A 15996-nucleotide genomic window follows, 5' to 3' on the forward strand; every position below is an offset into this window, starting at 1 on the left:
GGAGTGGTTGTATGCTTTTAGTAACTGGAATTACAGGACATAGTGGACAATACTTTCTTAAAGAATTAATAGAGAATGACTACAATGGGACTATTAGATGCATAGTTAGAAGCTCATCCGATACAACCTTACTAGATAATAGTGGATTGGATATAGAGAAGGTTGTAGGGGATATCAATAATCAAGAGTTTATTAATAATGTTATGCAAGATGTCCACACAGTATTGCACATCTATAATATCCATCATTCCCCTGCTATTTATAAAGCAGCAATAAAAAATAATGTGGATAGAACAATACTAATTCATACAACTGGTATATATTCTAAGTTTAAAAATGCTTCTGCAGAATATGAATTGATTGAGAATGAAGTGATAAGATTATCTTCACAGAATAATTCACCAGACTTAACTATATTAAGACCAACAATGATTTATGGTGACTTATGTGATAGTAATATAAGTAAGTTTATAACTCTTATAGACAAACTTCCTATAGTACCTATTATTAATAAGGGAAAAAGCTTATTGCAACCTGTTAATGCAAGAGACTTAGGGAAATCATATTATAGTGTCCTAATGTCTCCCCAGAAAACCAAAGGTAATTTCTATAATCTTTCTGGGGAAAAGCCTATAGAATTAAGAACAGTTTTTAAATTAATAAGTAAAGAATTAAATCAGAAAAAAATATATATAAATATACCATTGCAATTTGGTGTGATTTTGACAAGCATTATCAAAGCTATAACTAAAGGTAAAGTAGATTATGTTGAGAAAGTCCAAAGAATGGGGGAAAATAGAAGCTATTCACACTTGAAAGCTTCAAAAGATTTTAATTATCAACCTATGTCTCTTGCAAAAGGGATTGAGTTAGAAGTTGGGGAGTACTTGGAGTGGAAAAATAAAAAATGAAAAAAATTTTAATTGTTGCAAACCACTATATAACAGTTTATGCCTTTAGACGGGAATTAGTAAAAAAGCTAATAGAAAATGACTATAAGGTTTATCTTTCTCTGCCCAAATCAGAAGAAAATCAGTATTTTAAAGAGTTGGGTTGTGAAATTATAGAGAGTCCTATGGATAGAAGAGGGACAAATCCAATATCAGAGTTAAAACTATTCATGAATTATATAAAAACGTTAAAGGCTATCGTTCCTGACTTAGTCCTTACTTATACTATTAAACCCAATATATATGCTGGGATTGCGGCTAAGTTATTGAAAGTTAAGACTATCCATACAGTTACTGGACTGGGATCAGTTTATATTCAGAACATGTATCAAAAAAGTTTAATTGCGAAATTAAACAAGGTTGCATTTAAATCTGCTTCACGAGTAATCTTCTTAAATGAAGACAATAAGAAGTTCTATCATGATATGAAAATCATATCTAAAAATCAAAAGACATCCATAGTACCAGGTTCTGGGGTTAATTTAGATAAATTTAAGCACAAAAAGCTACCATCAGATAATAAGATTAGGTTCACTTTCGTCGCAAGAGTACTTAAGGATAAAGGTATTGAAGAATTCTTACATGCAGCTAAGAGTATTGTAGAGAACTACAATAATGTCGAATTTGAAGTAGTAGGGTTTGTCGATGAAGAAAGATACGTTAAATTTCTTGCAGAATATGAACAGAGAGGTTTCATAAAATATTTGGGTAAGAGGTCTGACATACCTGAAATTATGGAAAAAACATCATGCATTGTTCTACCTTCCTATGGGGAAGGAAGGGGAACAGTACTTCAAGAAGGTGCTGCAATAGGAAGACCGCTTATAACATGTGACACATATGGATGCAGAGAAAATGTCGAAGAAGGATATAACGGATATCTTTGTGAAGTTGCTAACCCCGAATCTCTTAAATCTAAACTAGAAAAATTTATTAATCTATCACACGAAGAAAAGGTAAAAATGGGTAATCGAAGCCGTGTAAAGGCAGAAAAAGAATTCAATCGTTCTATAGTTATTGAAACCTACTTGAATGAGATCGATAAAATAACCAAAAGTTGAGGAATCAAAATGAATATATTTAATGATTTGTTAGAAGGAAAAGAAAATATATCTGTTATTGGTCTAGGATATGTTGGTATGCCAATTGCAGTGGCATTTGCGAAAAAAATCAATGTAATAGGCTTTGATTTGAATGAACAAAAAATCGAAATGTATAAATCTGGCGTTGACCCTACGAATGAAATTGGAAATAAAGCTATAAGTGAAACGACTGTTTCTTTCACTTCAGATGAAACAAGATTAAAAGATTCTAAATTCCACGTGGTTGCCGTCCCTACACCTATCAATTCGGATAAGACACCAAACTTATCACCAGTTATAGGTGCTAGTAAAATAATTGGGAGAAATCTTACTAAAGGATCAATAGTAGTATATGAGTCAACTGTGTATCCTGGGGTTACTGAGGATATTTGTATACCTATTCTGGAAAAGGAATCTGGTTTGAAATGTGGTATTGATTTCAAAGTTGGGTATTCACCAGAAAGGATAAATCCAGGTGATAAAGTACATACGCTTGATAGTATAATTAAAATCGTCTCTGGAGTTGATTCAGAGTCATTGGATGAAATATCAAAAGTCTATGAGTTAGTCATTGAAGCAGGAATTCATAAAGCGAGTTCAATAAAAGTAGCTGAAGCTGCAAAAGTAGTAGAAAACAGTCAAAGAGACATTAACATAGCCTTTATGAATGAATTAGCAATGGTTTTTGATCGCATGGATATAAACACAAATGATGTAGTTGCAGCAATGAACACAAAATGGAACGCTCTAGGTTTTCACCCTGGATTAGTAGGAGGACACTGTATAGGAGTTGATCCATATTACTTTGTATATGAGGCAGAGAGACTTGGCTACCATAGCCAAATAGTTTTATCAGGTAGAAAGATAAATGACAACATGGGAGAGTTTATAGCAGATGCTATAATCAAGAAGCTAATTACGACTAATAAAGTTGTGAAGAACGCCAAAGTAGCAATTTTAGGAGTAACGTTCAAAGAGAATTGTCCAGATACTAGAAACTCTAAAGTAATAGATATAGTTGATAGATTAAATGAGTATGAAATTAATCCTGTTATCGTGGACCCTTATGCAGATCAAAAGGAAGCATATAATGAGTATGGTATTGAGCTGGCTGATATAAATAATCTCACTGACGTTGATTGTTTGGTATTTGCAGTAGCACACAATGAATTTAAGAGTATGGATTTAGATGAAATTGATAATCTAATGAAGGAAGGTCCTAACCAAGAGAAAATCATTGTAGATGTAAAGAGTTTATTCAATCAGAAAGAGCTTGAGAATTTAGGTTACACGTACTGGAGTCTATAATAAATAAATTCATAGTTAGGGTAGGGGAATTATATGCGTGGTCTTTTTATTCATGATCATAAGTTTCCTCGTTTAAATAACCAATATTTTTATTCATATGGTTTTGATGAGGAGTTTTTCAGAAGATATTTAGATATTTTTAACAGAATAAGTGTGATTGGAAGAGAGAAAGAAGTTAATGGAAGTAATCTTAAACCAGAAGATAAGGTCTTAGATGATATAGAATTTTTAACTATAAATGACCTTAGAAGATTAATGGAAAAATCAGTTAGATGCTCTATTGATAAAGAAATAATGAACAGTGATTATTTAGTAATACGTGTCCCGAGTATATTAGGACTATATGCGATGAAATTAGCAGAAAAAAATAAAAAACCATATATAGTGGAAGTTGTGGGTTGTGCTTGGGATGCTATTTCTAATAAGGGTATTAGTAAGAGAATTCCAGCACATATTATAACGTACTTAATGCAAAAAGCTGTTAGAAAAGCAAAATACGTAGTTTACGTAACCGAAGAGTTTCTTGAAGAAAGATATCCTACTAACGGTAAGTATATAGCATGTTCTAATGTGACCTTAAGTTCAGTAGAGGATACAAGCATTAAAGAAAGAATATCGAATATAAGAACTTTGCAGCAACGAGAAAAAGTAATTATAGGTACATGCGCTACAATAGATGTAACCTATAAAGGTCAACAGGATGTAATAAGAGCACTCGCGAAGTTGAAAAGTGATGGTTTTAATATTGAATATCAGTTGGTAGGTGGAGGTGACCCCACGTATCTTAAGAAGGTTGCAGAGGATTTTGGAGTGTTCGAAAACATAAAGTTTTTAGGATCATTAAAACATGAAAAAGTGTTTGAATGGTTAGATGACATAGATATATATATACATCCTAGCAAACAAGAGGGTCTCTCAAGGGCAATTATAGAAGCAATGAGTCGAGGTTGTCCGGTGATAGGTGCTGATGCTGGTGGTATTCATGAATTAATAGACAATAAATATATTTTTGACAAAGGTGATTTGAATAAAATAGTCCATTTATACAAAGAAATGGATGAAGGAGAGATGGAGGATCAAGCTTTAAAGAACCATGAAAGCTCAAAGAAATATATTAAGTCTGTTCTTTATAACCGGAGAAAAAATTTTTTCAATGATTTTATAGAAAACTCATAATCCTTTTAAATATTGAATGGAGATGAATAATGAGACTAGGAACTTTATTATTAAACTTTCTATTTCGTGAAATACCAATTCACCTAATAAACTTAATTACTTCACTGTTGCCTAACCATATAATTACGAATCGTATTAGAGGTTTATTAATGAAACCATTTTTTGGTGAATGTGGTAGAAGAGTGCAGATCGGAAAAGGGGTTATAATAAATAACCCTGGTAGTTTATATTTAGGTAATGATTGCTATATTTCACATTATTGTTATATACAGGCTAAAGGAAATGTAACATTAGAAAATAATGTGATTGTTGGACCGATGTCCATTATTGCAAGTAGTAATCATGTTTTTAAAAATGGTGTTGCAACTCACACGGGTAAAAGTGATTCAATATGTATAGGAGAAGGCACATGGTGTGGAGGCCATGTAGTGATAACTTCAGGCATAAATATTGGGGGGAAATCGATTATAGCAGCTGGAGCAATAGTTACAAAAGATATTCCGAATAGCAAAAAAGCAGCCGGTGTACCTGCAAAAGTTATAGGTGACTTATAGTACTTAAAAGGAGAATGAGATTGATAAGAATACTACATGTTGTCTCTTCTATGAATAGAGGAGGCCTTGAGACCTTTTTAATGAATTTATATAGGAATATTGATAGAACGCAAGTACAATTTGATTTTTTAAAACATACTGATAACGAGTGTGCTTATGATAAGGAAATTAAATCTCTTGGAGGTAGAATATATTCTGTAACATCTAGAAGTAAGGGTATACTGAAGAATAGAAAATCATTAAAAAATTTTTTCTTAAGACATCCAGAATACAAAATAGTTCATCAACATGTAAGTTCTTTAAGCTATATGGCCCCTTTAAAATTAGCTAAGGAAAATAATGTTCCTTATAGAATAGTGCATTGTCATAATACTAGTTATAGTGGAAGTAAAATTCATGGCATTTTACACAAAATTAACCAAAGGCTTTTGCATAAATATGCAACTAATTATTTTGCCTGCTCCAAGTTGGCTGCAAAATGGTTACTCCCCAAAAAGATGTATAGAGAGAAAAAATATAGTATTGTAAAAAATGCAATTAGTACCAAGGAATTTTATTTTAATGAGGATGTAAGAAAAGAGTACCGTAAATCACTTAATGTAAAAGATAACTTTGTGATAGGTCACATTGGTAGGTTTCATCATCAGAAGAATCATGGCTTTCTTATAGATATTTTTTACGAATTTCAAAAAAACAATAAAGAAAGTTCTCTTTTGTTAATTGGTGAAGGAGAAGTCAAAGATGAAATAGAAGCTAAAGTCAAAGAGTATGGTATTAGTGAAAAAGTTATTTTTACTGGAGTAAGGTCAGACGTTCCTGAACTTTTTCAGGCGATGGATGCTTTTGTGTTTCCTTCTCTATATGAAGGGTTTGGAATAGTTTTAGTTGAAGCTCAGGCTTCAGGTTTGAAATGTTACACTTCTAGTAAAGTAGTTCCAGAAGAGGTTAATGTAACAGGTGAAGTAAACTATATTAGTATCACTGATCCAGCTAAGACATGGTCGAAAGCTATAAAAGGGAAAACTAATGAAGCAAGACATCTTACTAAGAATGCTGTAAATGAGTTTGATATTCAACAAGTTGCGGAGGAAGTTCAAAAATGGTACATGGAGACACACAAGCAAATTTAACTATTAATGATTACAAAACTAACAACTTGTTAGGTTTGTTCACAAGTTATATTTATGTCGTAAGTGCTTTTCTAGTATATTTTATGATGCCTACAGAATACAGAAGTACTTATGTATTTTATGTTATCGTAATTCTTGGGTCAACTTTTTTTGCAGCACTAGCAAGTCAGTCAAAGTCTTCCCTTATGTTTGATGTAAATTTATTTTTCTCGTTCTTAATTTTATTCTTTGTCTTAGGATTTAGGAACTATTCAGGGATCGATGATGATTCATATATAAGAATATTTTACGAAGTATCAAACCAAGGTTGGTTATCTAGGTTTATGCAAACTACTATGGAGCCTGGTTATTTAATGCTTAATGCTGCGGTTAGTTTATTTACAGATAACTATATCTATATGCAACTTCTAAGTTCTTTAATCCCATTATCGTTATTCTTTTTTGTGTTTAAAAGACACAAAAAAGATATCAACCTTCCTATGGCAGTTTTTTTACTAAGTACAATATTGTATTTTCAGGTATTATCAGTTGGGCTGGTTAGAATGTTTATAGCAATAGGAATTGTATTCTTCTCGTTTTATTATCTTTCTAGAAATGAGACAAAAAAATACGTTACTATTATAATAATAGCAAGCTTGTTCCACTATTCTGCTCTTTTCATGCTAACTTTGACTTATATAAGTAATAAGAAAAGTTGGGAAAATAACAGGTACAAAAAATTCATTTTACTAGCAGTAATATTTACGCCTATGGTCTTTTTTATAATATCATATCTATTTATTCCTTTTATGGGGGCTAGATATGCTATATATGGTAATATTGATGATGTAAATTTTAGCCTTTCAAGTTTGAGCACTTTACCTCTGCTATTCTTTTTGCTTTTACATAATAATAATAAAGAGATAAAGAAAATTACATCTTTATTTATCACAATATTTGCTTTAAATAGCATATTGTCTTTTTATGGTAGCATCCTTCCGATGGGAAGGCTGATATTCTATACCAATATAGCTCTATTTATTGTTGCGCCAATGATCAGTAGATATTTAAAAAAGGATTTATGGAAGCTTATTTTTAATGGAGCTATAATATTATATGCTTATCTTTACGTTTATAGAACTCAATTTACATTAGAAAGTCATATACCTAATTTATTTCCATATCAAAACATATTTTATTAAGATAGTTCTTTAGGGGGCAAAATATTGAAAGTTTTATTAATAGGTGAAAGGTATTCTACTAATCTCGGAGATGGAGTAATCTGTGAAAGTGTTGAACATATGCTCTCGGAAATAGAAGGCATCAAAATTAAGACCGTTGATATCTCTGGTAGAGAAGGTTATCGAGAATATAAAAACCTAAACACAAATAATAAAGTGAAGAATTTAAAAAGAAATATAAAAGAAATTGCTAAAGGAACTGGTTTAGATATAGATTATTATAAATTTAGAAAAGCATATAATAATAGGAAACAATATATAAAAGAAGTTTGTAATGAAGATTTTGACTTGGCGGTGTTTGCTGGTGGTCAAATGTTTAAGGATACATTTGTTTTTTCCATAAAAAGTTTTGTTGAGGTGTTATCTGAAAAGAATATACCTGTAATTTTTAATGCTTGCGGCGTTGGGAATATTCAAAATTATAAACTTCAAAATTTACTAAAATCGGCACTTTCTACTAAAAATATATCTTCTGTAACTACTAGAGATGATATTGACACATTGAATAACTACTACCTCAAAAGTACATCTATAAATGCGGTCACCACATTTGACCCTGCAATATGGGTTAGAGATATTTATGAAACCAGAAAGAAAAATAGTGAAGTCACAGGTTTAGGTGTTATGGATGTGAATCACATTGATAATTTGGAACTAATAGATTTCTGGATTAATATTATATCAAATTTAAACACTAAGAAAATTAAGTGGAAGCTTTTTTGTAACGGTGATGAGAGGGACTATCAGCTTAGTAAAGATATATTGACTAAAGCAGGTTACGATAATAATGATTTAGATGAATATATTTGTAAGAGACCTAAAACTCCAAAAGAATTAGTAGAATTAATATCTACTTTTAAGAGTATAATATCATTTAGGCTACACAGCCATATAATTGCATATTCATTAGATATTCCTGCTGTCGCACTAGTATGGGATGAAAAAGTAAGGTATTTTTATAGAACTCTTAATGAAGACCAAAGATGTAAAACAATATCTAGTGATATTGAGGAATTAATTAATGAATTAGAGGATGCCGAATGTAGAGGGTATAATGATGTTTTAAGAAACCATCAAAAGAAAGTTGCTTACGACTTGCTAGTTAATAAAGTTGAAAATGTTCGAAATAAGCAATATACATAACTATTAGTATATCCATGTAGAATATCCAGAGCATTCGATAATTCTAATGAAACACACTTTATTCTAGCACTTTAATATACAGGAGTTAACAGAATGAAAATAAATTCCATTAAGTCAGGATCTCTATGGTCTATGTTAGGTCAGATAGTCAATTTGATCTTAGGTTTTTTACTATTAATATTTACTACAAGGTTTCTGGGACCAGATCAGTATGGTTTATTCCAAACTATGTTAACTCTGGTAGTCCTATCTGTGATGGTTTCAGATTTTGGCTTTTCCTCATCTGTAGCTAGATATGTCGCGTTACACCAAAATAGTTTAAATAGGAGATCTATATATATATCGAATGGTATATTTATAAAACTATTTGCAACTATTCTTGTGATTGTCTTGTTAATTAACACGTTACCTATGTTGGAAGATCTATTAGAAGTAAATTTGGTAGGTTACGAGACTATTTTAATTTTCATTACTATCTTAAGGTCTTTTAGAGAGTTTATTTTGAAACTTATGCAAGGAATGAGAAGGTTAGACTTAAACGCCAAATTTAATATATTTTATAATATAGCAAATACTGTATTGGCAACGCTCCTTCTAATAATGAATTTCGAGATATATTCTTTGTTAATATCAGAAGCAATATTAACATTCTTTTTTATAATGATATTCATGATAATTAATAAGAGGTCTGATTTATTTTCTTTTCAACCTTTAAACAAAATGGTTGTTAAAGATATTTTGAAATATTCTTTACCGATGTTTTTTATATCCATGAGTTTTTACTTATATATGAAGTCGGATACCCTTATGGTGCAATACTATATGAACAATACTGCAGTTGGTTTGTATAGCCTTGCTACTATGATTATTGGAAAAGTCCATATGCCTTTAGTAGCTATCGGCCAAGCTACAGGTCCGGGTCTTGTTGCCCTTGATAAAGATGAGAGATCCACGAAGCTAAAAAAAGTAATAGAGACAACGTTATTAATAACAATTCCTATATGTATCGGTTTGTATGTAATTAGTGAGGAATTAGTACTCTTATTTTTTGGTGATGAATTCTATCAAACTATTAAAATTCTTCAACTAATGTGTTTTTTTCTCTTCTTTTATAGTGTGAATTCTGTTCTCAGTCCTACATTAGATTACATAGGACTCGCGAAAGTCAGAGCAGTTATGGTTGGGGTATCTGCAACTATAAATTTAATTTTAAACATCTTATTCATTCCAGAGTTTGGTATTCATGGTGCTGTATACAGTACTTTAATCACCTACACTGCATATTCTTTATTAATTATATTTACTATTTTAAAGAATGTTATCTATAGTAGTGAATATCAGCCTCTATTCACCTTTTTTGTAAAAACAACTATTATTTCTTATTTAATGGGCTATTTAGTCAGCTTTATTACAAAGTTTGTTTATGATGAAGTGTATGTCCTTGTGACCTCTATTCTTACTGGAATCATTATTTACCTAATATTAGGTTTTATATTTAAAATAATAAATAAAACAGATATAAATTACTTATTTTCAAAATGAATTTATGTTTTATGAAGGCGGTAGTTTTAGGTATTGAAATTAGCTGAAAAAATCAGGGGGAAAATTAATGTATAAAATTGCAGTAGCAGGAACTGGTTATGTGGGCTTAGTAGCCGGTGTTTGTTTCGCAGAAATGGGGCACCAAGTCACTTGTGTAGATATTGATGAAAATAAAGTTAACTTAATGAAATCAGGGATTTCACCAATTTATGAAAAAGACTTGCAAGAGCTTATGCAGAAAAATTATAATACGGGCCGAATCAATTATACAACCAACTACCAAGCAGCATATAAAGATGCAGATGCAGTTTTCTTAGGGGTAGGAACACCTGAAAAAGCAGATGGTTCTGCAGATCTTTCTTCTATAGCAACGGTCGCCAGACAGGTTGCTGAATCAGTAGAAAAGGATTGTCTTGTAGTAGTAAAGTCTACTGTACCTGTAGGAACAAACGATAAAGTAGAGCAATTTATTCAAGACTTCTTGGTCCATAATGTAAATGTTGAGGTTGCCTCTAACCCTGAGTTCTTGGCGCAAGGGTCTGCTGTTCATGATACCCTTCATGCAGAGAGAATAATTATCGGTACCGAAACGGAATGGGCAGAAAAGATTCTTAAGGCAATTTATGAGCCTTTCCATCTTCCGATTGTATCCGTAAACAGAAGATCTGCCGAAATGATTAAATATGCCTCAAATGATTTTCTTGCTCTTAAGATCTCGTATATGAATGATATTGCAAATTTATGTGAATTAGTCGGTGCAGATATTCAAGATGTAGCAAAAGGGATGAGCTACGATGAGCGTATAGGAGCAAAATTCCTAAATGCTGGTATTGGTTATGGGGGCTCCTGCTTCCCTAAAGATACTCAAGCTCTGGATTACTTAGCAAAACAGAATGGGTATGAACTTAAGACAGTTAAAGCGGGAATAGATGTAAACAAGGAACAAAAAACAGTCTTATATAAAAAAGCAAGTAACCGTCTCATTACTTTCAGCGGTTTAAAAGTAGCTGTATTAGGTTTAACATTTAAACCTGGAACAGACGACTTAAGAGAAGCTCCTTCTTTAGAAAATATACCATTGTTACTTGAACAGGGATCTGATGTATATGCATATGATCCAGTAGGTGCAGATAACTTTGCCAAAGTATATCCAGAAGGATTGCACGGCAAAGGCAACATTACATATGTAGATTGTGTTGAAGATGCTCTTCAAGATGCTAACGTATGTTTTGTATTTACAGAATGGGGGGAAGTGAAGGCAACAACCCCACAAAAATATCAAGAACTGATGAGAACACCGTTGGTTTATGATGGCCGTAATATCTACGATGTTGAAGAAATGAAGCAAGCTAAAGTAGAATATCATTCTATTGGTCGTGAGCCAGGAAAACGGCAAGTTACAAAGGAGAGTGCGTATGACTTTCAATCCACTTGATATTAATAAAACCTATTTAGTTACTGGGGCGGCTGGTTTTATAGGTTATTACCTTTCTAAAAAGCTATTAGAAAAAGGTTGTAGAGTTATTGGTGTTGACAATATAAATGATTATTACGATGTTAACTTAAAGCTTACTAGATTAGAACTGTTAAAACCTTATGATAACTTCACTTTTATTAAAGATGATATATCTGATAAGGAAGAAGTAAATTACATTTTTAAAGAATATGAACCTCAAATTGTGGTGAATTTAGCCGCACAAGCAGGAGTTAGATATTCTATTGAAAATCCTGACGCCTACATTCAAAGTAATATGATTGGTTTCTATAACATATTAGAAGCTTGCCGCCATTATCCGGTTGATCATCTAGTGTACGCATCTTCAAGTTCCGTTTATGGTGCTAACAAAAAAGTCCCTTTCGAAGAGTCCGATTTTGTAGATAACCCTGTTTCTTTGTATGCGTCAACGAAAAAATCCAATGAACTAATGGCGCATACATACAGCCATCTGTATAACATACCTGCCACTGGACTACGTTTTTTCACTGTATATGGACCAATGGGACGCCCTGATATGGCTTACTTTAGATTTACAGATAAGTACTTTGCTGGTAAACCTATTAAGATCTTTAATAACGGTGATTTCGAAAATGATTTGTACAGAGATTTCACCTATATTGATGATATTGTGATTGGTATTGAACGACTTTTGAGCAATAAGCCAAAAACGGATTCTGCTCCACATAAAGTCTTTAATATTGGGAATAATAGTCCAGAAAAACTAATGCTTTTTATTAAATCACTAGAAAAAGCATTATCCAAATCTCTTGGTGAACAAGTAGAGTTTAAGAAAGAGTATGAGCCGATTAAACCTGGTGACGTTCCTGCTACTTATGCATCTACTGAACAATTGCAAAAAGCTGTAGGTTTTAAACCAGAAACAGCGATACAAGATGGTTTACAGAAGTTTGCTGATTGGTACGTGAAGTATTATGAGAAAAAAGATGTCAAAGGACAGTAATGTTAAAGAGAGTTAAAAAAAGCATTGAGTAGGCACCTGAGCCCGCTGCGTTAAAGTGATAAAGTGTAGCGTAGTATCAATGGTATGTACGTGATACTACGCTGTATTTTAATAATTCATATGTGTACATGTTCATGTAAACACTTTTAGTTGGAGTAGAAGCTACAAAATTCATATTAAATTATAAAAAGATTTCTATGAGATAACGATGGAGAACTAAACTAAAGTCTATAAGAGAGAAAGGAAATGTATAAAGAAGGATTTTCTTTGCAATGATTCATTCCTAAGATGTGCGAATGAAAGTTTGCCACTGCTAAGTTAAACTGGTTCTTACGCAATTTTTGGGAAAGAGATTTTTATAATATTCTTTTAAGGGTACAGGTAACTAAAACCCTAAAAGTCGGAGACACGGATTTACTCAGCTGTTAAGGAAGTACTCCCCTTCCCAATTGATGAAACCGCCCCTGTGATTAATAGTGATTCTCTTCAATGACCTTAGCGGAAACATTTCAAACGTTTGTCTCTTGTTAATTCGATAAATCCATAACTCTCGCTCATTTCTTGCGCTGTTCCCATGCTTAATAAACTAGGTCATCTTTCTGATTTTCTTTTAAACACTAGGAAAATATGAATATTTTATCATTTCTTCCTTTATTTGTAGTACAATTAAAATGGAAAAATTTAAGGGGGAATGTGTACGTATGAAGAAACTGTTGACTTTGGTATTGTCACTTTCGTTTATGTTTTCATTTTTCATTACAAGTGTAAGTGCTGCTGATTCTTTCCCGGATTTGGATAAAGTAAGCTGGGCAAAGGATGAAATACTATACTTGAATGAAGAAGGAATTGTTTACGGGTTTCCGGATGGTACGTTCGGTCCGATGGAAAATGTGACACGCGCAGAGGTAGCAGTCATGCTTATACGTGATCTTTACCCAAATCAGACCCATGAAGGGGACATACCATTCGATGATGTATCCAAAGATGCTTATTATTCTGATGAAGTAGGGGTCGCCTATGAAGAAGGTATCATCAAAGGTTACGACGGAAAGATGAGACCAGAAGATCCAATCACCCGTGCAGAAGCAGTCGCAATGGTTGATCGTGCCTACAACATCCAAAGAAATGGAGAAGTCGATGGTTTTCCTGATGCGGAAGATGTTCCATGGGCAACCGAGAGCATCCTTGATCTGACCTCCCAGCAGATCATCCATGGGAATCCTGATGGCACGTTCGCTCCTTTAAAAGATATTACGCGTGCGGAATTCGCCAGAGTGCTGGCTGCAACCATTCAACCTTCCTTCCGATCTGACCATTTGAGTGAGAACGAAATCGCTCAAAAAACAGAAACTTTGCAGGAGGAAGTTTTCACAATTTTATACGATGATTTAAAGGAATACGGTGCAGGTAGCGAAGACCGTGATTATCAAAGAATTGAAGACGAAATGACTGAGTATGTAACGAGTGACTTTAACGAAGAAGTCGAAGAAACATATTATGAAGCATGCTTAAGCTGTGATACCTTATACTATGACAATAACTTCGCCTGGGACATTCATATGAATGTGATGGAGAATAACAGTGATAAGGTCATTGTTGAAACGGCACAGCTGGAAGCTTTCACATACACAGGTTCATTTAAAACCATTACTCTCATCAAAGAAGATGGCAAATGGAAGCTGGATGCGATTGTTAGTGAAGTCTTTGACGCTGATCGCCACCTTGATATGACCGTGGAACAGGCCGAGGAAAGAATTTATGATCAGTTTAGTGTAAATGATGTCACTTACCTGAACACGTATGAGAAAGAAACAAAGGATTATGACGGAGATTCTTATATTACCGAAATCCATGTGTTCAAGAACAACGAAGATGGTGCTGAATTTGAAGTGGATGCATCAACGGGCGGGACTGACATCTAAGTAATGTATAAAAGTGAAAGAGGCTGGGACAAAACTCAGTCTATTAAACAAAGAAGAGGCCTACGAACCAATTTGGTTTGTAGGCCTCTTCTTTTTATGTTGTTATTTCTAAGTGGAACTGGTCCTGAGCAGACAAATGAAAAACCGCTCCTAAGCTAAGAGGCTTTGGAGCGGTTTTGTAGGACGTTTAATACAGTAGCAAACCATCTTCCTCTGGGGACTGTATGTCGTAAATCTTCCATTTTCCATCTTCCTTATAGAAGCGGTAGGTCCCAACCTCAGAGATGGAGGAAGTCCAAAATTTACTTCCATTTCGTTCATAAGGGAAAGTCACCGTTCTTTCCATTTCCCCCTGGGTAATCTTCACATCAGCGAATCGATTGGCAATATGAACCGCATGTCCTTGTTTCGGAGTAGTCACATCATATTCCACTGATGTACCATCTTCCATTCCTTTGATGTCGTATGAAATACTGATCGATTGCATCGTTCCATAATATCCAGTGGTCCGGTCTTGTGTCGCTTTTAACTTTTCATAATTCTTCGTTTCAAGAGCAGAAGTCCATTCATCGGATAATTGGTGAATGAGGTTCAACAGGTATTCTTCCGAAGGAGTATTACTTTGTTCTTTGTCTAGCGCACGCTTGATCATTACAATGGATTCTGCACGATTAGCGTTTTGGTTTGGCTTGAATTCTGTCGTGGATACCCCATGAATAATACCGACTTTACTCGCCTGATTGATCGCATCTAATGCCCAGTACTGAGATACGTCTTCAAACGTTTTGACAGATCCTTGAGAAAAGTCAATGCTATCTTCCGTCGCTCGAATAACAATGGAAGCAATTTCTGCTCGTGTAATAGGGCGGTTTGGTTCGAACTTATTTTCTCCCATCCCATAAACGAGTCCATGGGAAGAAGCAATACGGACGTTCTCTTCATACCATTTTCCTTTAATATCTTCAAAATCCGTTCCACCCTCTACTTCCTTCAGGTCTAGAGCACGATTCAAAATGGCTACGAATTCAGCGCGAGTAATCGACTGGTAGGGTCGAATTTCTCTTCTCCCATCCGACATTTCATATCCCTCAACAAGAGAGGCTTTCGCGAACTGATCCAGTTCTTCATACGCCCAATGCCCCTCAATATCGATCGGTTCAAATGGATAAGCATGAGCTTGAAGATTAGGAATCAAAAAGAAAACCATAACCACAGACGTCATAAACATTAATTTTTTCAAAACATTCATCCTTTATATTATTTTTGCAAGGAATCTGGTTCCCAAATAAACGGGAAGCCTAGGATTCAGCGAGAGCTAGAATTTAAATCTTTCACAGGTACTATCATTTAATTAAAGAACCGAGGCAACAACAATTTGGTATGTAAATAGTTATAAAGGCTCTAATAAATGATAAAAAGAGCCACGCACCAGAGTAGCACAATCGTCACCCTTTTACAATCCTTCGTTCCAGCGGATGACACCTTGCGCATCATCATACTGAGAGCAGGT

The 15996-nt window shown here is 33.6% G+C and carries 13 protein-coding genes; 12 read left to right on the forward strand and 1 reads right to left on the reverse strand.

Annotated features, from left to right (window positions below):
- Nucleotides 1-11: 11 nt before the first annotated feature.
- The 12 genes from LC065_RS07770 to LC065_RS07825 all read left to right on the forward strand — a co-directional run bounded on the left by LC065_RS07770 (nucleotide 12) and on the right by LC065_RS07825 (nucleotide 14486).
- Nucleotides 12-911 (forward strand): NAD-dependent epimerase/dehydratase family protein, encoded by a 900-nt coding sequence (locus LC065_RS07770; RefSeq protein ID WP_226592480.1) that lies wholly within the window; start codon nucleotides 12-14, stop codon nucleotides 909-911.
- Nucleotides 908-2011, forward strand: coding sequence for a glycosyltransferase family 4 protein (locus LC065_RS07775; protein ID WP_226592478.1), 1104 nt, complete (start codon nucleotides 908-910; stop codon nucleotides 2009-2011). The genes LC065_RS07770 and LC065_RS07775 overlap by 4 nt, the downstream gene beginning before the upstream one ends.
- 9 nt (nucleotides 2012-2020) lie before the next feature.
- Complete coding sequence (locus tag LC065_RS07780; RefSeq protein ID WP_226592476.1) at nucleotides 2021-3340, forward strand: nucleotide sugar dehydrogenase; 1320 nt, start codon at nucleotides 2021-2023, stop codon at nucleotides 3338-3340.
- Between the two features lie 33 nt (nucleotides 3341-3373).
- Nucleotides 3374-4516 (forward strand): glycosyltransferase, encoded by a 1143-nt coding sequence (locus LC065_RS07785; protein ID WP_226592474.1) that lies wholly within the window; start codon nucleotides 3374-3376, stop codon nucleotides 4514-4516.
- Between the two features lie 149 nt (nucleotides 4517-4665).
- Entirely contained in the window at nucleotides 4666-5070 is a 405-nt protein-coding gene (locus LC065_RS07790) for an acyltransferase (protein ID WP_306163870.1), read from the forward strand.
- Nucleotides 5071-5090: 20 nt separating this feature from the next.
- On the forward strand, nucleotides 5091-6200 hold the full coding sequence (locus LC065_RS07795; RefSeq protein WP_226592472.1) for a glycosyltransferase family 1 protein: 1110 nt from the start codon (nucleotides 5091-5093) through the stop codon (nucleotides 6198-6200).
- Nucleotides 6170-7381 carry an EpsG family protein gene (locus LC065_RS07800; protein WP_226592470.1) on the forward strand — a complete coding sequence of 404 codons (1212 nt, stop codon included), beginning with the start codon at nucleotides 6170-6172 and terminating at the stop codon, nucleotides 7379-7381. The genes LC065_RS07795 and LC065_RS07800 overlap by 31 nt, the downstream gene beginning before the upstream one ends.
- Before the next feature lie 24 nt (nucleotides 7382-7405).
- Entirely contained in the window at nucleotides 7406-8563 is a 1158-nt protein-coding gene (locus LC065_RS07805) for a polysaccharide pyruvyl transferase family protein (RefSeq protein ID WP_226592468.1), read from the forward strand.
- Between the two features lie 93 nt (nucleotides 8564-8656).
- Nucleotides 8657-10105, forward strand: a complete 1449-nt coding sequence (locus LC065_RS07810; RefSeq protein ID WP_226592466.1) for a flippase — start codon at nucleotides 8657-8659, stop codon at nucleotides 10103-10105.
- Nucleotides 10106-10172: 67 nt separating this feature from the next.
- Nucleotides 10173-11540, forward strand: a complete 1368-nt coding sequence (locus tag LC065_RS07815) for a UDP-glucose dehydrogenase family protein (protein WP_226592464.1) — start codon at nucleotides 10173-10175, stop codon at nucleotides 11538-11540.
- Complete coding sequence (locus LC065_RS07820; RefSeq protein WP_226592462.1) at nucleotides 11521-12564, forward strand: GDP-mannose 4,6-dehydratase; 1044 nt, start codon at nucleotides 11521-11523, stop codon at nucleotides 12562-12564. Before LC065_RS07815 ends, LC065_RS07820 begins: the two co-directional genes overlap by 20 nt.
- Nucleotides 12565-13265: 701 nt before the next feature.
- Nucleotides 13266-14486 (forward strand): S-layer homology domain-containing protein, encoded by a 1221-nt coding sequence (locus LC065_RS07825; protein ID WP_226592460.1) that lies wholly within the window; start codon nucleotides 13266-13268, stop codon nucleotides 14484-14486.
- A gap of 187 nt (nucleotides 14487-14673) precedes the next feature.
- Here LC065_RS07825 and LC065_RS07830 read toward each other — a convergent pair whose 3' ends face one another.
- On the reverse strand, nucleotides 14674-15726 hold the full coding sequence (locus tag LC065_RS07830) for an S-layer homology domain-containing protein (RefSeq protein ID WP_226592458.1): 1053 nt from the start codon (nucleotides 15724-15726) through the stop codon (nucleotides 14674-14676).
- Between the last annotated feature and the right edge of the window lie 270 nt (nucleotides 15727-15996).

Origin of the sequence: Halobacillus litoralis (assembly GCF_020524085.2) — a bacterium.
GTDB lineage: Bacteria > Bacillota > Bacilli > Bacillales > Halobacillaceae > Halobacillus > Halobacillus litoralis_E.